General features: G+C 74.5%; 15 protein-coding genes and 1 pseudogene. 7 read left to right on the top strand and 9 right to left on the bottom strand.

The window, feature by feature from the left end:
* Positions 1-185: 185 nt before the first annotated feature.
* Positions 186-1,646 (bottom strand): HTTM domain-containing protein, encoded by a 1,461-nt coding sequence (locus H300_RS27455; protein WP_051270137.1) that lies wholly within the window; start codon positions 1,644-1,646, stop codon positions 186-188.
* Positions 1,643-2,362, bottom strand: a complete 720-nt coding sequence (locus H300_RS0117310; RefSeq protein ID WP_037980814.1) for a DUF5819 family protein — start codon at positions 2,360-2,362, stop codon at positions 1,643-1,645. Before H300_RS0117310 ends, H300_RS27455 begins: the two co-directional genes overlap by 4 nt.
* 310 nt (positions 2,363-2,672) lie before the next feature.
* Between H300_RS0117310 and paaA the strand changes: the two genes are divergently transcribed.
* The 6 genes from paaA (at position 2,673) to H300_RS0117280 (ending at position 7,338) form a co-directional block, all read left to right on the top strand.
* Positions 2,673-3,677: a 1,2-phenylacetyl-CoA epoxidase subunit PaaA gene (gene paaA, locus H300_RS27450; protein WP_037980811.1), complete on the top strand. Its 1,005-nt coding sequence runs from the start codon at positions 2,673-2,675 to the stop codon at positions 3,675-3,677.
* Positions 3,678-3,802: 125 nt separating this feature from the next.
* On the top strand, positions 3,803-4,069 hold the full coding sequence (paaB, locus tag H300_RS0117300; RefSeq protein ID WP_028428442.1) for a 1,2-phenylacetyl-CoA epoxidase subunit PaaB: 267 nt from the start codon (positions 3,803-3,805) through the stop codon (positions 4,067-4,069).
* Entirely contained in the window at positions 4,066-4,845 is a 780-nt protein-coding gene (gene paaC / locus H300_RS0117295) for a 1,2-phenylacetyl-CoA epoxidase subunit PaaC (protein WP_028428441.1), read from the top strand. The genes paaB and paaC overlap by 4 nt, the downstream gene beginning before the upstream one ends.
* Positions 4,846-4,925: 80 nt before the next feature.
* Positions 4,926-5,408 (top strand): 1,2-phenylacetyl-CoA epoxidase subunit PaaD, encoded by a 483-nt coding sequence (gene paaD, locus H300_RS0117290; protein ID WP_028428440.1) that lies wholly within the window; start codon positions 4,926-4,928, stop codon positions 5,406-5,408.
* On the top strand, positions 5,408-6,505 hold the full coding sequence (locus H300_RS0117285; protein WP_028428439.1) for a 2Fe-2S iron-sulfur cluster-binding protein: 1,098 nt from the start codon (positions 5,408-5,410) through the stop codon (positions 6,503-6,505). Before paaD ends, H300_RS0117285 begins: the two co-directional genes overlap by 1 nt.
* A 176-nt stretch (positions 6,506-6,681) precedes the next feature.
* Positions 6,682-7,338 carry a CAP family protein gene (locus H300_RS0117280; RefSeq protein WP_037980809.1) on the top strand — a complete coding sequence of 219 codons (657 nt, stop codon included), beginning with the start codon at positions 6,682-6,684 and terminating at the stop codon, positions 7,336-7,338.
* 33 nt (positions 7,339-7,371) lie between these two features.
* Here H300_RS0117280 and H300_RS0117275 read toward each other — a convergent pair whose 3' ends face one another.
* The 4 genes and pseudogenes from H300_RS0117275 to H300_RS0117260 form a co-directional block, all read right to left on the bottom strand.
* Positions 7,372-7,713, bottom strand: coding sequence for a rhodanese-like domain-containing protein (locus tag H300_RS0117275; protein WP_028428437.1), 342 nt, complete (start codon positions 7,711-7,713; stop codon positions 7,372-7,374).
* Between the two features lie 212 nt (positions 7,714-7,925).
* Positions 7,926-8,723: pseudogene (locus tag H300_RS27445) on the bottom strand (hypothetical protein); the annotation flags it as partial.
* Between the two features lie 34 nt (positions 8,724-8,757).
* Positions 8,758-10,146: a DUF2252 domain-containing protein gene (locus H300_RS0117265; RefSeq protein WP_028428436.1), complete on the bottom strand. Its 1,389-nt coding sequence runs from the start codon at positions 10,144-10,146 to the stop codon at positions 8,758-8,760.
* Between the two features lie 102 nt (positions 10,147-10,248).
* Positions 10,249-10,635: a winged helix-turn-helix transcriptional regulator gene (locus H300_RS0117260; RefSeq protein ID WP_051270136.1), complete on the bottom strand. Its 387-nt coding sequence runs from the start codon at positions 10,633-10,635 to the stop codon at positions 10,249-10,251.
* Positions 10,636-10,744: 109 nt separating this feature from the next.
* Between H300_RS0117260 and H300_RS0117255 the strand changes: the two genes are divergently transcribed.
* Complete coding sequence (locus H300_RS0117255; RefSeq protein WP_028428434.1) at positions 10,745-11,395, top strand: NAD(P)H-dependent oxidoreductase; 651 nt, start codon at positions 10,745-10,747, stop codon at positions 11,393-11,395.
* Between the two features lie 94 nt (positions 11,396-11,489).
* On the opposite strand, the gene meaB is transcribed toward H300_RS0117255, so the two are convergent.
* Genes meaB through H300_RS27440 form a run of 3 tightly spaced genes read right to left on the bottom strand, consistent with a single transcriptional unit; the run spans position 11,490 to position 16,682 of the window.
* The gene (meaB, locus tag H300_RS0117250) at positions 11,490-12,491 is read right to left on the bottom strand and encodes a methylmalonyl Co-A mutase-associated GTPase MeaB (RefSeq protein WP_028428433.1); all 1,002 of its coding nucleotides are present in this window, start codon (positions 12,489-12,491) and stop codon (positions 11,490-11,492) included.
* Positions 12,492-12,531: 40 nt separating this feature from the next.
* On the bottom strand, positions 12,532-14,751 hold the full coding sequence (scpA, locus tag H300_RS0117245) for a methylmalonyl-CoA mutase (protein ID WP_028428432.1): 2,220 nt from the start codon (positions 14,749-14,751) through the stop codon (positions 12,532-12,534).
* Positions 14,751-16,682 (bottom strand): methylmalonyl-CoA mutase subunit beta, encoded by a 1,932-nt coding sequence (locus H300_RS27440; protein WP_051270135.1) that lies wholly within the window; start codon positions 16,680-16,682, stop codon positions 14,751-14,753. Before H300_RS27440 ends, scpA begins: the two co-directional genes overlap by 1 nt.
* Positions 16,683-16,765 lie beyond the last annotated feature (83 nt).

Genomic DNA, 16,765 nt, shown 5'->3' with positions numbered 1-16,765 from the left:
TCCTGCTTCGAACCTTCCGATCAGCTGACGAACCATAGACCGGCCGGGCCGGACATACTCATCGCCGCATCGTGCAGTTCTCGTCGAGCTCCCCACAGCCGCGCGCCAGGCGACGTCTTCCCCCCGTGCCGGGCACTGTCCGACTCCGCTCTCCAGCCGAATCAGGGACCCGCGGAATACGGGACCTAGCCGGCGTCGGCCGGGGACCGGTCGCCGCCGCCCGCGCCAGGCGCATCCTTCCCGCGCGGGACGCGGGCAGCGCGCTGTCCCTCCGGCGCACCCGGCACGTTTCCGGCGTCCTCGGCGCCGCGCGGCCCCGGGACGGCGGCGGACGCCCGTCCCGCCTCCGCCCCGGGCGCTGCCCGGCCGCCGTACACGCCGTCCCCGGCGCCGTACGGGCCGGAACCGGCCGGGCGGGGCCGCGTCCGGCGGCCGGGCAGCGGGATGCGGCGGGCAGACCGGGCGAGGCCCGCGGCGCGGGCGCCCAGCCAGAGCAGGAAGGCCGTCGGCAGGAAGACCGCGTCCGCGGCGATCATCGCCAGCGAGAAGAAGGGCAGCCCGAGGATCACCGCGATCGAGGCGTGCTCCACGATCATCAGCGCCAGCAGCACGTTCTTCACGCGGCGGTTGAACAGCGTGAACGGGAAAGCGACCTGGACGATCACCGTGCCGTAGCTGAGCAGCAGCACGACCAGCGCGCTGCCGCTCAGCACGTCGGACAGGGCGGGCCAGGGAGCGAAGTAGTCCAGGTGCATCGGGTAGTGGACGGCGGTGCCGTCCTGCCAGCGGGAGCCCTGCACCTTGTACCAGCCAGCCGTCGCGTAGATCAGGCAGACCTCGGCGATGATCACCAGCAGTGCGGCGTTGTGCGCCAGGTGGGCCAGCGCGTCGATGAGGCCGCGGTGCTCACCGGTGCCGAAGCGCCGCGCGTACCAGCGCAGGGCGTGAGCGGCCAGGAGCGCCCAGAACAGCAGCACCCAGCCCCAGCTCAGCAGACCGAGCACGGTGGTGACCAGCAGCGCGGCACCGGTGAGGCACCACAGCACGAGACCGGTGGTGTCCGCGTCGCCGCTGCCGGCCCGGTGGCGGGCCCGGTGGGCGTCGAGCGACCAGACCTGCCCGCAGCGGACGAACACCAGGTACATCGCCATCAGGTGGATGACGTTGTCCCCGCCATCCCCCATGAAGACGCTGCGGTTCTGGAGGGAGAGCACCCCGATCATGAAGAACACCGACATGGTGCGGGTGCGCCAGCCCAGCAGCAGCGCCGCCGAGGAGAGCACGGCGAAGAGGAAGACCAGCTCGAACCAGAGGGCGCTGTCCGTCCAGAGCAGCACGGTGAAGGCCTCGTTGCCGTCCACCAGGCGCTGGGCCAGCGCCCAGCTCCACGGCGAGGCGGGACCGTACAGCTCGTGGCGGTGCGGCAGTTCCCGCAGCAGGAAGAACAGCCAGGTCCCGGCGAAGCCGATGCGGACAATCGCGGTCTGATGGGGGCCGAGCGCCTGCCCGGTGATCCGGGCGAACCAGGTCAGGAGCACCCGGTCGAAGCGGGCACCGGCCCGCTTCACCGCCCCCGGGCCGGCGGACGGGCGGGGGCCCGGAGCGGACGCGGAACCGGCGGACCGGTACCCCTGGTGCGCGCTCATCGGCTGCCTCCGGGGACGTCTGCGTCGACCACCGGCCACCAGGGCAGCACCCGGTACCGGGTGCCGGTGTCGACCGTCTCCCCGCTCCACCGGGGCGGGGCCACCGCGCGGGTGGCCGACCGGATCTGGACACGCTGGACCCGGTCGGTGTCGACCCGCTCCTCCAGCCGCAGCAGCACGATCCGCTTCACGTAGGACTCGGACAGCTCGCCCCGGGAGCCGGTCGGACGGTCGTCGGAGTCGTGTGAGCTGTCGAGGAAGTCCCAGGCGCGGCGCAGTTCGTTCTGGTGCACGTGACTGGGGAACGGGTTGCCGCGGATCGCCACCGCGTCCTCGGCGGTGAGGTTCACCCAGCCGGTGCGCCGCAGGTCGCCGTCGGGCGCGCGCAGCTCGACCCGTGCGTGGACGGCGATGTTCTGCTGGAGCGGGTTCGGGGCGAACAGCTTCCAGTTCTGCTCGAACTCTGGGTAGATGTAGCCGTCGATCGTTCCGGCGTACTGCTCGCTCACCGCGTTGGACGGTGCCACGTGCAGGAAGACCATGCCCATGTGGACCGCGACCACGACCGCGAGCACGGCGGCGGCGACGGCCAGGAGGATGCGGGACGAGGGCGCGAGCGCCTCCACGCCCGGCGGCTCCGGCGGCTCCGGCGGCTCCGGCCGCGCGGCGTCCGGCCGCCCGTCCGGCTCCCGCGACGGTTCTGCGTACGGCTGCATGCCCTCCCCGATCCCCTCGTCGTCCCCCAGAGATTAAGGGGTGCCCCGCCTCGTCGGGGCCGTTCGGGTCGTCCGGGGCGTCCGGTCGGCCCCGGACAGTCACCGGTCGACCCCGTCCGGCCCCTGCGGCACGTCCGACCCGGAAGGCCCCGGCGGCCCGGACGCCCCCGAGGGTCCCGACGGCTCCCGAGGAGGCGGTGCGGCCGCCTTGACACCCCCGGCGGCACCGCAGACCATTGAACCGAACGATCGGTCGGCTGGCATCGCCGCCGAGCCACCGCCGGATCGGTACGGGCGAAGGAGCTCACTGATGACGACAGCGCTGCCGGGGCGCAGCCCCGGCACGGACCAGCCGACCGGCCAGGAGCGTTGCGCAGCCCTCCAGGCCGCCTTCGACGCCGCCGTCGCGGCCGAGGAGCGGATCGAACCGCGGGACTGGATGCCGGACGCGTACCGGGCCGGCCTGGTGCGGCAGATCGCCCAGCACGCCCACTCGGAGATCATCGGCATGCAGCCGGAGGCCAACTGGATCACCCGGGCGCCCTCGCTGCGGCGCAAGGCGGTGCTGATGGCCAAGGTCCAGGACGAGGCCGGGCACGGGCTGTACCTGTACAGCGCCGCCGAGACGCTCGGCGCCGACCGGGAGGAACTGCTCGACAAGCTGCACAGCGGTCGGCAGAAGTACTCCTCGATCTTCAACTACCCCACCCTCACCTGGGCCGACGTCGGCGCCGTCGGATGGCTGGTGGACGGCGCGGCGATCACCAACCAGGTACCGCTGTGCCGCTGCTCCTACGGGCCGTACGCGCGGGCCATGGTGCGGGTCTGCAAGGAGGAGTCCTTCCACCAGCGCCAGGGCTACGAGGCCCTGCTCGCCCTGAGCCGTGGGACGGCGGCCCAGCACGCGATGGCACAGGACGCGGTGGACCGCTGGTGGTGGCCCTCGCTGATGATGTTCGGCCCACCGGACGCCGAGTCCGCGCACTCGGCGCAGTCGATGGCCTGGAAGATCAAGCGACACTCCAACGACGAGCTGCGGCAGCGCTTCGTGGACATCTGCGTGCCGCAGGCGGAGTCGCTGGGGCTGACGCTGCCGGACCCGGAGCTGGCCTGGAACGAGGAGCGCGACCGGTACGACTTCGGCCCCATCGACTGGGACGAGTTCCACCAGGTACTCAGCGGCAACGGCCCGTGCAACGAGGAGCGGATCAGCCGACGCCGCCGGGCGCACGAGGACGGCGCCTGGGTGCGCGAAGCGGCCTCGGCGTACGCGGCCAAGCGCGCCGCACGCGGCGGAGCGGCGGTGGCCTCGTGACCGTCCCCGCGCACCCGTCGGAACCGTCCGGCCCGGCGCCCGCCCCGGCCGCGTCCCAGGAGCCCGCGGCCCGGGCCCCCGCGGCCCCCTCGGATGCCGCGGCCGGCACGGCGGCGTCCTGGCCGCTGTGGGAGGTCTTCGTCCGCAGCCGTCGCGGCCTGTCGCACACCCACGCCGGCAGCCTGCACGCCCCGGACGCCCCGCTCGCCCTGCGCAACGCCCGCGACCTCTACACCCGGCGCGGCGAGGGCGTCTCGCTGTGGGTGGTGCCCTCGCACGAGATCACCGCCTCCTCACCGGACGAGAGGGACCCGTTCTTCGCGTCCTCCGCCGACAAGCCCTACCGGCATCCGACGTTCTACGAGGTCCCCGAGGGGGTGCGGAACCTGTGAGCACCGGCATCCCGACCGGCCCGGCGGAGCCCGGGACCCGGACGGCGGCGGGCGCGGCCGTCACCGATCCGGCCGCGCTGGCGCTCGGGGACGACGCGCTGATCCTCGCCCAGCGTCTGGGGGAGTGGGCCGGCCACGCCCCGGTGCTGGAGGAGGAGGTGGCGCTCGCCAACATCGCCCTCGACCTGCTCGGCCAGGCCCGCACCCTGCTCTCGCTGGCCGACGAGCACCGCGACGAGGACGCGCTGGCCTTCCTCCGTGAGGAACGCGCCTTCCGCAACGTGCAACTGGTCGAGCAGCCGAACGGCGACTTCAGCCGCACGATCGCCCGGCAGCTCCTCTTCTCGACCCACCAGGAACTGCTCCACGGGCAACTCGCCGCCTCGGGCGGGCGACTGGCCGGGCTCGCCGGCAAGGCGGTGAAGGAGACCGCCTACCACCGCGACCACGCGGAGCAGTGGACGCTGCGGCTGGGCGACGGCACGGAGTCGAGCCACCGGCGGATGCAGGAGTCGCTGGACGCGCTGTGGCACTTCACCGGTGAGCTGTCCGAACCGGTGGACGGCCTCCTCGTCGACTGGCCGGCCCTGGAGGCGGCGTGGGCGGAGCGGATCACCTCGGTGGTCGCCAGGGCCGGGCTCACGCTGCCGCAGGGACCGCAGCGCGACGGCTGGTCGGCCGGGGGCGGCCGCCGTGGCGTGCACACCGAACCGTTCGGGCGGCTGCTGGCCGAGATGCAGCACCTGCACCGCAGCCACCCGGGAGCGTCGTGGTGAGCCCCGCCCCCGACCCCACGAACGCTGCCCCCGACGCCCCGGACGCCCCGGGGGCCGGACCGGAGGCATCCGGCGACGGACTGGAGGCGGAGCTGCGCGAACTGGCCGGTGCGGTGCCCGACCCGGAGCTGCCGGTGCTCTCGCTCGCCGAACTCGGCGTGCTGCGCACGGTCCGCCTCACCGCCGCGGACGAGGTCCACGTCGAGCTGACGCCGACCTACACCGGGTGCCCGGCCGTCGAGACGATGGCCGCCGACATCGAGCAGGTGCTGCACGCCCGGGGCATCGGCCGCGTCACCGTGCGGCGGGTGCTGGCGCCCGCCTGGACCACGGACGACATCACCACGGAGGGCCGCCGCAAACTGGCCGAGGCGGGCATCGCGCCGCCGCGTCCCAGCCGGCCGGCCGAGGGCCCGGTCCCGCTGGAACTGTCCGTGCGCTGCCCGCAGTGCGGCTCCACCGACACCGCGCTGCTGAGCCGCTTCTCCTCCACCGCGTGCAAGGCGCTGCGCCGCTGCGAGTTCTGCCGCGAACCGTTCGACCACTTCAAGGAGTTGTCGTGATCTTCCATCCGCTCCGGGTGGCCGCGGTGGAGCCGCTGACCGAGGACGCCGTCGCCGTCACCTTCGACGTGCCGCCCGCGCTGCGCCGCGCCTTCCGGCACATCCCCGGGCAGCACCTCACCCTGCGCCGCCCCGCCGCGCCCAGGACGGGCGGCGGCCCGGAAGGCACCGCGGGCCCGGTCGATGCGGAGGTCCGGCGGACGTATTCGGTATGCACCCCGGCCGGGGACGGCGCGCGGCTGACCGTCGGCATCCGGCTGGTGACGGGCGGGGTGTTCTCCGGCTGGGCGCGGAAGGAACTGGCCGCCGGTGACACGGTCGACGTGCTGCCGCCGCGGGGCCGCTTCGTGCTCGATCCGCGCCCCGGGCACTACGCGGCGGTCGTCGGCGGCAGCGGGATCACCCCGGTGCTCTCCATCGCCGGCACGCTGCTGGCGCAGGAGCCGACCGCCCGCTTCTGCCTGCTCCGCAGCGACCGCACGGTCGCTTCGACGATGTTCCTGGAGGAGACCGCCGACCTCAAGGACCGCTTCCCCGACCGCTTCCAGTGGGTCCAGACGCTCTCCCGCGAGGAGCAGCAGTCCGGACTCCCCACCGGGCGGCTGGACGCGGAGCGGCTGGCCACCCTGCTGCCGGCGCTGCTGCCGGTCGACCGGATCGACGGCTGGTTCCTCTGCGGGCCGCACGGTCTGGTGCGGGGCGCGGAACAGGCGCTCGCCGGGCTGGGCGTCCCCACCGAGCGGGTGCACCAGGAGGTCTTCCACGTCGCGGACACCGTCGCCCCGGCCACGACGGTCCCGGACACCGGCCCGCTGCACGCCGCGGCGACCGTACGGGCGACCCTGGACGGCCGCAGCGGCGCCTGGCCGATGCGGGAAGGCGAGAGTGTCCTGGAGACGGTGCTGCGCAACCGCGGCGACGCGCCGTACGCCTGCACGGGCGGCGTCTGCGGCACCTGCCGGATCCGGCTGCTCGCCGGCGAGGTGCGGATGGACCGCAACTTCGCGTTGGAGCAAGAGGAGCTGGACGCGGGTTTCGTCCTGGCCTGCCAGTCGCGGGCGGTCTCCGGCACCGTCGAGGTCGACTTCGACGCCTGAGCCGCGGGCCGGGAAGGGGGCCGGCGGCCGGAGCGGGAGGCGCCGCCCTCCGGGTGACCCTGCGGCGGTTCGCCGCGCGGTCCCGCGGGGCGCGGCCCTTCGAGCCGCGACCCTGGAGCGGCGGGCCGCAGTCACGGCGGGTCGCGGGTCGAGGCGATGAAAGCAGGGATAGGCCGATGAGGCTCATGAGGACCGGAGCGGCGGCCGCACTCGTGCTGCTGCTCGCCACCGGGGAGGTGCGGGCCGCCGCCGGCACCGCACAGGGCGCCCGGACACCCGGCACCGAGCGGCCGGCAGCCTCCGAGGCCCCGACCGCACCGGCCGCCTCCCCGGGCCCTGCCACCTCCGAGGGGGCGCGGGCGCCCGGCGCACCGGACGCGGCGCGTACGGCGCGGCGGGTGCTGGCGGCCGTCAACGCCCACCGGACCCGGCACGGCGTCCCGGCACTGGAGCTGTCGCCCGTCATCGGCGCGCACGCCCAGGAGTGGGCCGGGGAGCTGGCCGAGCGGGACGTTCTCACCGTACGGCCGGGCAACCGCTACGGCGAGAACGTGGCCGCCTTCTCCGGCCCGCCCGTCGAGGACACCTACGGCGAGGCGGCCGTCCGGCGCTGGTACGCCTGCGGTGACGACTATCCCGCCTACGGCCGGGAGCCGGCGCCGGGGGAGCTGACCGCCGAGCACGCCTTCACTCAACTGGTGTGGGCCACCGGACGGGAGATGGGCGTGGGGATCGCCACCGCGGAGAGCGGCCGGGTCTTCGTGGTGGCCGACTTCGACCCGCCGGGCAACGTCCGGGGGCGCTACGCGGCGAACGTACCGCCGCCCGCCTGACCCGCACGCCCCGGCGGGGCGGGGCGGGGGGGCTCAGCGGACGGCGGGCGGGCCGGCGTCGGCGACCATCGGGCGGCCGGACGCCTCCCAACCCACCATGCCGCCGTCCACGTTGACGGCGTCCAGACCCTGGCCGACCAGGTACTGGGTCACCTGGGCGGACCGGCCGCCGGACCGGCAGATGACGAAGACCCGACGGTCCGCGGCGAGTTCGCCGACCTCGCCGAAGCGGGTGACGATCTCGCCCATGGGGATGTGCACTGCCGCCGCGGCGCGGCCTGCCGCCCACTCCTCCGGCTCCCGCACGTCCAGCAGGAGGCCGTCCTCCTGCACCGATCCGACGTCCACCGCCGGTACGCGTCCGAACTGGCTCACTCCTGCGCCTCCTTCGTCTGTTCCGTGGGTTCCGCGGGCTCCGTGCCCCCGGTGGGTTCCGTGGGTTCCGCCGGGGTCGCGGGCCGGTCCGGGTCGGGGGCAGCGGCCTTCCCCCCGCGGACCACCGCCTCGCCAGGCGCCTTCGCGGGCTGCACCGGCGTCTCCGCCCCCGGGCCCTCCGCCTTCGGGCGCTCCGCCTCCGCGGCCTCCGCGACCAGCTCGGCCAGCCGCGCCTCCCGGGCCGCCACATCGGCCAGCAACTGCTCGGCGATGTCGTTGAGCAGCCCGTCCGGGTCGTCGGGGGCCATCTTCAGCATCGAGCCGATGGCACTGTTCTCCAGCTCACCGGCCACCCGGGTGAGCCACTCCTTGCGCTCGGCGAGCCACTCCAGCCGGGCGTACAGCTCCTCGCTGCGGCTGAGCCGGGGCCGCTCCGGAGCCGGTCCGGCCGCCCACTCCTCGGCGAGTCGGCCGAGGAGCTGCTCGTCGCCCTCCGCGTAGGCACGGTTGACCCGGACGATGAACTCGTCCCGCCGGGCCCGATCGGCCTCGTCCCCGGCCAGGTCGGGGTGCGCCTTGCGGACCAGGTCCCGGTAGATCCGGCGGGCGCCGTCGCTCGGGCGCACCCGTTCCGGGGGGCGCACCGCGCGGTCGGTGAGCATCGCCTGCGCCTCCGGGGAGAGCCCCTCGGACTGCAGCCAGCCGCCGAACAGCTCGTCGACGCCGGGCATCGGCAGCACCGCGCCGCGCGCCTCGCGGGCCTTGCGGAGGTCCTCCGCATCGCCCGTCCGGGCCGCGGTCGCCTCCGCGAGGGACGCGTCCAGCTCGTCGAGCCGGGCGTACATCGGGCCGAGCCGCTGGTGGTGCAGCCGGGAGAAGTTCTCGACTTCGACCCGGAAGGTCTCCACCGCGATCTCGAACTCGATGAGCGCGGTCTCCGCCGCCCGCACGGCGCGCTCCAGGCGCTCCGTGCCGGGCTCGCCGGTCGAGTGGGTCTGCGGTTCAGTCACCCGGCCAGCCTACGCAACCGGAGCGCGCCCGTGCTCACACCCCGGTCTCGGCCGCGATGCGCCCGGCGCGGACGGCGTCGGCCAGGACCCGGTGGTCGGCCTCGGTCCGGTCCGCGCACGCCACCGCGAAAGCGCCCACGGCCTGCTCCAGGTGCTCGCCCTTGCCGCAGTACCCGCCGATCAGCCGCGGGTCCGTGCTGTGCGCGTGCGCCCGGGCGAGCAGCGCTCCGGTCATCCGCGCGTAGTCGTCGAGCTGGTCGGGGGCCAGCGCGGCCGGGTCCACGCTGCCCTTGCGGTTGCGGAACCGCCGCACCTGGAACGGCCGGCCGTCCACCGTCGTCCAGCCGAGCATCCCGTCGCTGACCACCTGCATCCGCTGCTGTCCGAGCACCACCCGGCGCCCTTCGTGGCCGGCCGGCGGAGCGGCGAAGCCGGCGGCGGCGAGGTGCGAGCGCAGCACGGACGGCCTGGCCTCCTTGATCTGGAGGACCAGCGGCTCGTCGTTGTGGTCCAGCAGCAGCACCACGTACGCGCGCGTTCCGACGCTGCCGGTGCCCACCACCCGGAAGGCGACGTCGTGCACCGCGTACCGGCTGAGCAGCGGCAGGCAGTCGGTCGGCAACGTCTCCAGGTACGGGCCGAGGGAGGCAGTGACGGAGGCGGCCTCGGCGTCCGGCACCCGGCGCAGGACGGGCGGCGCGTCCACGAAGCGCCGCCCGTCCTGCCCGTCGGGTTCGGTGGACTTCGCGGCGAACCGGGCGCTGGTGTTGCGGCGCGCCTTGCGGCCGATCCGCTCCAGGGTGCCGGTGAGGCCCTTGGCGTCGGCGTGCGAGACGAGTTCCTCGTCGGCGATCGCGTTCCAGGCGTCGGCGACCGGCATCCGCGCCAGCAGCCGCATCGTCCGGCGGTAGGAGCCGGCGGCGTCCTCGGCGGCCGACCGGCAGGTCTTCTCGCCGGCGCCGGCCTCCCGTCCGGCCAGGACGAGGGAGGTGGCGAGGCGTTTGAGGTCCCACTCCCACGGGCCGGGCGCGGTCTCGTCGAAGTCGTTGAGGTCGATGACCAGTTCGCCGCGGACATCGCCGTAGATGCCGAAGTTGGCGGCGTGCGAGTCCCCGCAGAGCTGGGTGCCGATGCCGGTGACGGGGGTGCCGTGGGCGAGGTCGTACGCCATCAGCCCGGCCGTGCCGCGCAGGAAGGCGAACGGCGAGGCGACCATCCGGCCGACCCTGATCGGGGTCAGCTCCGGCAGCCGGTCGCGGTTGGACTCCTCGACGGCGGCGAGGACGTCCGGGCGGTCGTCGGGCACGCGGAGTTCGGCCTGCTGCTGCCGCGGGACCTTCTGCCGCAGCAGCTTTCCGGTCCTCTTCGGTGCATCGGTGCGCGGCCGGGCCGCGAAGCCCTCGACGTGCGGAATCCGTTCCATGACCGGTGTGCTCCCCCTCGCGTTCCCGTCGTTCCGCCCGCCGCCGGGACCGCGCCGACGGCGGGCCCCGTGTGCGGCCCCCTCCGGCTCCCCCGCGGCTTCTCAGCCGCCGAAGTCCGGGCAGCGGGACCCCTCCACGGGGAGGTTCCCCTCCGCCCAGCGCGCCAGCTCGGCCATGGCCGGCCGGAGCGCGGCTCCGGCGGGGGTCAGCCGGTAGCTGACCCGCAGCGGCGGCCCCTCGTCAACCGAGCGGACCACCAGGTCGTGCGCGGCGAGTTCGGTCAGCCGGTCGGCGAGCATCCGCTCGCTGATCCCGGGCACCGACCTGCGCAGTTCGGTGAAGTGACCGGGTCCGCTCATCAAAGCGGCGATCACCAGCCCTGTCCAGCGTTTGCCGAGGAGCTGGAAGACCCGGGTGATGCCGTCCTCGGGGGAGGAGCAGACGAGGTCCGCCCCGTCGTCGCGCGTGCTCGCTTCCGCCTCGGCCATGAGCCCCAGCGTACTGCACCGGAGCGAGTGGGTGCAGAAAAGTAAGTAGCTATGCTAGAAATAGCAACAGCTGTTACTTCACTCACTTACTCGAAACTGGAGTGTTCCCATGGCTACCCTCCTGCATCTCGACTCCTCGCTGAACGGCGACGCCTCCGCCTCCCGCGCCGTCACCGCCGCCTTCCGCACCGCGTGGGAGAAGCGCCACCCGGACGGGCGGGTGGTGCACCGCGACCTCGCCGAGGCCCCGGTCCCGCACTTCGACGCCGTGGTCGCCCGGTCGGCGGGCGTCCCCGCCGACGCGCAGACCCCGCAGGAGAAGGCGGCAGCCGCCTACCGCGAGGCGCTGCTGACCGAGTTGGAGAGCGCCGACGCGATCGTCATCGGCGCGCCGATGTACAACTACACGATCCCGTCCACCCTCAAGGCGTGGATCGACCACGTCCTGGTCATCGGCCGCACCGCCGCCACCGGGCAGCGCACCACCGAGGGCAAGCCGGTCACGGTCGTGGCCAGCCGCGGCGGCTCCTACGCGCCGGGCACGCCCCAGGAGGGCAACGACTACGTGCAGAACTACCTCGGCTACGTGCTCGGCGACGTGCTCGGCTTCGACCTGGAGTTCATCGTCCCGGAGCTGACGCTGGCCGCCTCCGTCCCGGCGATGGCCGAGCTGGTCCCGCTCGCCGAGGCCTCCCGCACCCGGGCCCTCGGAGCCGCCGAGGAGCGGGCCACCGCGCTGGCCGACCGGCTGGCCTCCTGACACCCGCACCGGGCGGCCCCCCGCCGGTACCGCCCGGTGCCGCCGGGTACCACCGCTGCCGCCGGGGACCGCCCAGTGCCCACGGGGACACGGATCAGGTCCGGGAGTCGAAGGCGTCCAGCAACCGCTCGGCGGCCAGCGTGGCCGGGAGGGCGCCCTCCCGGACACCCCGCTCCAGCCCCGGGGCCAGCTCGCGCACCCGGGGATCGTCCCGCAGCCGGTCGAGTAGCTGCTCCCTGACCATCGACCAGACCCAGTCCACCTGCTGGTCGCGACGCTTCGCGGCCAGCGCCCCGGTGCCGTCCAGCAGGCCGCGGTGGGCCCGCAGCCGCTCCCACACCTCGTCCAGGCCGGTGCCCTCCAGCGAGCTGCACGTGAGCACCGGCGGATTCCAGGCGTCCGACCCGTCCGCCTCGGCGGGCCGCAGCAGCCGCAGCGCACCGGCCAGCTCCCGGGCGGCGGACCGGGCGTCCCGCTCGTGCGGACCGTCCGCCTTGTTCACCGCGACCACGTCGGCCAGCTCCAGCACGCCCTTCTTGATGCCCTGGAGCTGGTCGCCGGTGCGCGCGAGCGTGAGCAGCAGGAAGGAGTCGACCATGCCGGCGACCGCCGTCTCGGACTGGCCCACCCCGACCGTCTCGACCAGCACCACGTCGTAGCCGGCGGCCTCCATCACCACGATCGTCTCGCGCGTCGCCCGGGCCACCCCGCCCAGCGTGCCGGAGGTCGGCGACGGCCGGACGAACGCGTCCGGGTCCACCGCGAGACGGGCCATCCGCGTCTTGTCGCCGAGGATCGAGCCGCCGCTGCGGCCCGAGGACGGGTCCACCGCCAGCACCGCCACCCGGTGACCGCGCCCGGTCAGCAGCGTCCCCAGCGCGTCCACGAAGGTGGACTTGCCCACGCCGGGCACCCCGCTGATCCCGACCCGCGCCGCGCCGCCCGCCTGCGGCAGCAGACGGACCAGCAACTCCTGCGCCAGCCTGCGGTGTTCGGGCCGGGTGGACTCCACCAGCGTGATGGCACGGGCGATCTGCGCCCGGGAACCCGCCAGCACGCCGCGCGCGTACGCCTCCACGTCGATCACCGGCGGCATCGGCGCCCCCCGCCCACCGCGTACGCGCCCCACGTCCCGCTCACCGCGCGTGACCGAGGCTCTCGGCGAGCGACCGCACCAGGTCGCGGGCGGCGTCCGGGATCACCGTCCCCGGCGGGAAGACCGCCGCCGCACCCATCTCCCGCAGCGGCTCCACGTCCGCGGGCGGGATCACCCCGCCGACCACGATCATGACGTCCTCGCGCCCCTGCTCGGCGAGCTCCTGCTTGAGCGCCGGCACCAGCGACAGGTGGCCGGCGGCCAGCGAGGAGACGCCGACCACGTGCACGTCCGCCTCCACCGCCTGCCGGGCCACCTCGCCCGGCGTCTGGAAGAGCGGGCCGACGTCCACGTCGAAGCCGAGATCGGCGAAGGCGGTCGCGATCACCTTCTGACCGCGGTCGTGGCCGTCCTGGCCCATCTTGGCCACCAGGATGCGCGGCCGGCGGCCCTCCGCCTGCTCGAACTCCGCCACCAGCGCACGGGTGCGCTCCAGCCCCGAGGAGGCCCCGGCTTCTTCTCGGTACACACCGGCGATGGTACGGATCTGCCCCGCGTGGCGCCCGTAGACCTGCTCCAGCGCGTCCGAGATCTCCCCGACCGTGGCCTTGGCACGGGCCGCGACCACGGCCAGGTGCAGCAGGTTGCCCTCCAGGCCACCGCCGTCCCGGTGCCCCTCGCGGGCGGCCGCGGTCAGCCCCCGCAGCGCCGCCCGGCAGGCCCCCTCGTCGCGTTCGGCGCGCAGCCTGCGGAGCTTCTCGACCTGCTGGGCGCGGACCGAGGAGTTGTCCACCCGGAGCACGTCGATCTGCTCGTCGGTCTCCACCCGGTACTTGTTGACGCCGACCACCGGCTGCCGGCCGGAGTCGATCCGGGCCTGGGTGCGGGCGGCGGCCTCCTCCACCCGCAGCTTCGGGATGCCCGCGTCGATCGCCTTCGCCATCCCGCCGGCCGCCTCCACCTCCTCGATGTGCTGCCACGCCCGGCGCGCCAGGTCGTGCGTGAGCCGCTCCACGTACGCGCTGCCGCCCCACGGGTCGATCACCCGGCAGGTGCCGGACTCCTGCTGGAGCAGCAGCTGGGTGTTGCGGGCGATCCGCGCGGAGAAGTCCGACGGCAGGGCCAGCGCCTCGTCCAGCGCGTTGGTGTGCAGCGACTGGGTGTGCCCCTGCGTCGCCGCCATCGCCTCCACACAGGTGCGGGTGACGTTGTTGAAGACGTCCTGGGCGGTGAGCGACCAGCCGGAGGTCTGCGAATGAGTGCGCAGCGAGAGCGACTTCGGGTTCTGCGGCTCGAACTGCCGCACCAGCCTCGCCCAGAGCAGCCGGGCCGCCCGCAACTTGGCGACCTCCATGAAGAAGTTCATCCCGATCGCCCAGAAGAAGGACAGCCGCGGGGCGAACGCGTCCACGTCCAGCCCCGCGCCCCTCCCGGCCCGCAGGTACTCCACCCCGTCGGCCAGCGTGTAGGCCAGCTCCAGGTCGGCCGTCGCCCCGGCTTCCTGGATGTGGTACCCGGAGATGGAGATCGAGTTGTAGCGCGGCATCCGCCGCGAGGTGTACGCGAAGATGTCGGAGATGATCCGCATCGAGGGCTGCGGCGGGTAGATGTAGGTGTTGCGGACCATGAACTCCTTGAGGATGTCGTTCTGGATGGTCCCGGCCAGCTTCTCCGGTCCCACCCCCTGCTCCTCGGCCGCGACGATGTACAGCGCCAGGACCGGCAGCACCGCGCCGTTCATGGTCATCGACACGCTCATCCGGTCCAGCGGGATGCCGTCGAAGAGCTGCCGCATGTCGAGGATCGAGTCGATCGCCACCCCGGCCATGCCGACATCGCCCGACACCCGCGGATGGTCGCTGTCGTAGCCGCGGTGCGTCGGGAGGTCGAAGGCCACCGACAGGCCCTTCTGGCCGGCGGCGAGATTGCGCCGGTAGAAGGCGTTCGACTCCTCGGCCGTGGAGAAGCCCGCGTACTGCCGGACCGTCCACGGCTGGTTCACGTACATCGTCGGGTACGGCCCGCGGACGAACGGCGCGAGCCCGGGGTAGGTGTCCAGGTACTCCAGACCGGCCAGGTCCCGCGCCGTGTAGAGCGGCCTGACGCCGATGCCCTCCGGCGTCTCCCACACCGACTCCCCGGCGCTGCGGCCGGTCTCCTTCTCCAGCCCGGCCCGCCACCGCTCACCGGCCGCCGGGTCCGCCTCCGGCACGTTCCCCAGCTCGATGCCGGTGAAGTCCGGGATGCCGCCGCCGCCCATCAGACCACTCCTGTCTCGTCGGAACCCGGCTCGTCCACGGTGCCGGGGACGCCGAGGGCGTCCTGCAACCCGGTCAGCAGGGCCACCGCGTCGTCACCGGCGGCGGCGAACCCGTCCACCCCGGCCGCCCGGTACTCCGCGGCGCGCTCCCCCGGCCGTCCGGCCAGCAGCACCCGCCGCGCCCCGGCCTCGGACAGCGCCGCGGCCACCTCGGCGGCCCGCTCCCCGTACACGGCGTCCGAGGAGCACAGGACCGCCGCCGCGGCCCCGCTGTCCGCCAGCGCCCCGGCCGCCGCCGCGGGATCGGCGATCTCCACCGTGACCGGCTCCAGACCGCCCGCCTGGAGGAGGTTGGCGGCGAAACCGGCCCGCGCGGTGTACTGCGCGGGGGTGCCGAGCGCGGCCAGCAGCACCTTCGGCCGGGACCCGGTCGCGGCGAGCGCCGCGTCCGAACGGGTCCGCAGCCGCTCGTACGCCTCGTCCCGGCGCACCCGGGGCAGGCCGCCCCCCGGACGGGAGGGCGCCGGCTCGCGCCGCAGCGGCTCCTCGGACAGGAACGGGAACTCGCTCACCCCCGTGACCGGCTCCCGGCGGTGCGCCACCTCCTCCTGCCGTCGGCGCCAGCTCTCGTCGAGCCACCGGGGAATCGTTCCGTCGGTGAGGGCCGCGCGCTGGCCGCCGGCCCGCTCGATCTCCTGGAACCGCGCCCAGCCCGCCCGGGCCAGCTCCTCCGTCAGCCGCTCCACGTACCAGGAGCCGCCGGCCGGGTCGGCCACCCGCGCGACGTGCGACTCCTCGACCAGGATCGTGGACGTGTTCCGGGCGATCCGCCGGGCGAACGCGTCCGGCAGCCCGACCGCGTCGTCGAACGGCAGCACCGTCACCGCGTCCGCACCGCCGACTCCGGCGCCGAGCGTCGCCACCGTGCCGCGCAGCATGTTCACCCACGGGTCGCGACGCGTCATCATCACCGAGGAGGTCACCGCGTGCTGGCGCTGGCCGCCCTCCCCCGAGGGCACCCCGCACACCTCAGCCACCCTCGCCCACAGCCGCCGGGCAGCCCGCAGCTTGGCGGTCGTCAGGAACTGGTCGGTGGTGGCGGCGTAGCGGAACTCCATTTGCGCGCAGGTCTCTTCGGGGCTCAACCCGGCCTCGGTGAGCCGGCGCAGGTACGCGACCCCGGTCGCCAGCGAGCAGCCCAGCTCCTCGGCGGGCGAGCCACCCGCCTCGTGGTACGGCAGCGCGTCCACCGTCATCGTCCGCAGCGCGGGCGCCTCCGCGCGCACTCGCACGGCCAGTCCGGCCGCGGCGTCCAGCAGCTCCCCGGTGCGCGCGTCGGCACCCGTGCGGGCGAGCGCCCCCAGCGGGTCGGCGCCCAGCCCACCGGACAGCGCAGCGAGCGGCAGCCCCCGGTCCGCGGCGAGCGACAGCAGTTCCTCAGCCGCCGCCGGGAACAACGTACCGGCGTCCAGCACCACCGGTGCCAGGTCGAGGTGCACCCCCGCGAGGAGGGTCGGCAGCGCCGCCGGATCGATCCCCCCGGGCCCCAGCATCAGCCACAGCGCGGCAACCCCGTTCTCCAGGTCGGCCAGCACCGCCTCGTTGGCCGCCCGAGGGTCGGGCCCGCGGTGCTGCTGCCGTACCTCCCAGCCGGAGACCGTGTTCCCCCGCGGCGTCCTCCCGCGCAGGTACGGCGCCGCTCCGGGGAAGCCGGCCGGACCGGCCCCGCCTCCCTCGTCCGCGGTGTAGAGCGGACGGGTGCGGAGCCCGTCCTCCAACTCGGTGGACAACGCCAGCTCCGCCGCGTCCCCGGTGGCCTCGCTCGCACCCGTTCTGCGCAGGACACCCTCGACGAGGGCCTGCCACTGCGCACGGGTGGCTGCGGGAAACTCGGCGGCCGGCGGAAGCCCGTCATCAGGCAGGACCGTCATAACCGGCAGGCTAGGGGAGCCGCACCTTCGAGCGCAGCGGCGCACGGATGTGACCTTGGACTCGCCGCGCTCCCTCCCTCCGA

This window comes from Streptomyces sp. TAA040 (assembly GCF_000424845.1).
Note: the sequence above shows the minus strand (reverse complement) of the source record. Positions and strands in the feature narration are given on the sequence as shown.

Excerpts from the sequence above, each read along its gene's own strand:
- H300_RS0117310 (WP_037980814.1), bottom strand. The coding sequence starts at position 2,362 with ATGCAGCCGTACGCAGAACCGTCGCGGGAGCCGGACGGGCGGCCGGAC.
- H300_RS0117280 (WP_037980809.1), top strand. The coding sequence starts at position 6,682 with ATGAGGCTCATGAGGACCGGAGCGGCGGCCGCACTCGTGCTGCTGCTC.
- H300_RS0117260 (WP_051270136.1), bottom strand. The coding sequence starts at position 10,635 with ATGGCCGAGGCGGAAGCGAGCACGCGCGACGACGGGGCGGACCTCGTC.
- H300_RS0117255 (WP_028428434.1), top strand. The coding sequence starts at position 10,745 with ATGGCTACCCTCCTGCATCTCGACTCCTCGCTGAACGGCGACGCCTCC.
- H300_RS0117265 (WP_028428436.1), bottom strand. The coding sequence starts at position 10,146 with ATGGAACGGATTCCGCACGTCGAGGGCTTCGCGGCCCGGCCGCGCACC.
- paaA (WP_037980811.1), top strand. The coding sequence starts at position 2,673 with ATGACGACAGCGCTGCCGGGGCGCAGCCCCGGCACGGACCAGCCGACC.
- meaB (WP_028428433.1), bottom strand. The coding sequence starts at position 12,491 with ATGCCGCCGGTGATCGACGTGGAGGCGTACGCGCGCGGCGTGCTGGCG.
- H300_RS27440 (WP_051270135.1), bottom strand. The coding sequence starts at position 16,682 with ATGACGGTCCTGCCTGATGACGGGCTTCCGCCGGCCGCCGAGTTTCCC.
- scpA (WP_028428432.1), bottom strand. The coding sequence starts at position 14,751 with ATGGGCGGCGGCGGCATCCCGGACTTCACCGGCATCGAGCTGGGGAAC.
- H300_RS27455 (WP_051270137.1), bottom strand. The coding sequence starts at position 1,646 with ATGAGCGCGCACCAGGGGTACCGGTCCGCCGGTTCCGCGTCCGCTCCG.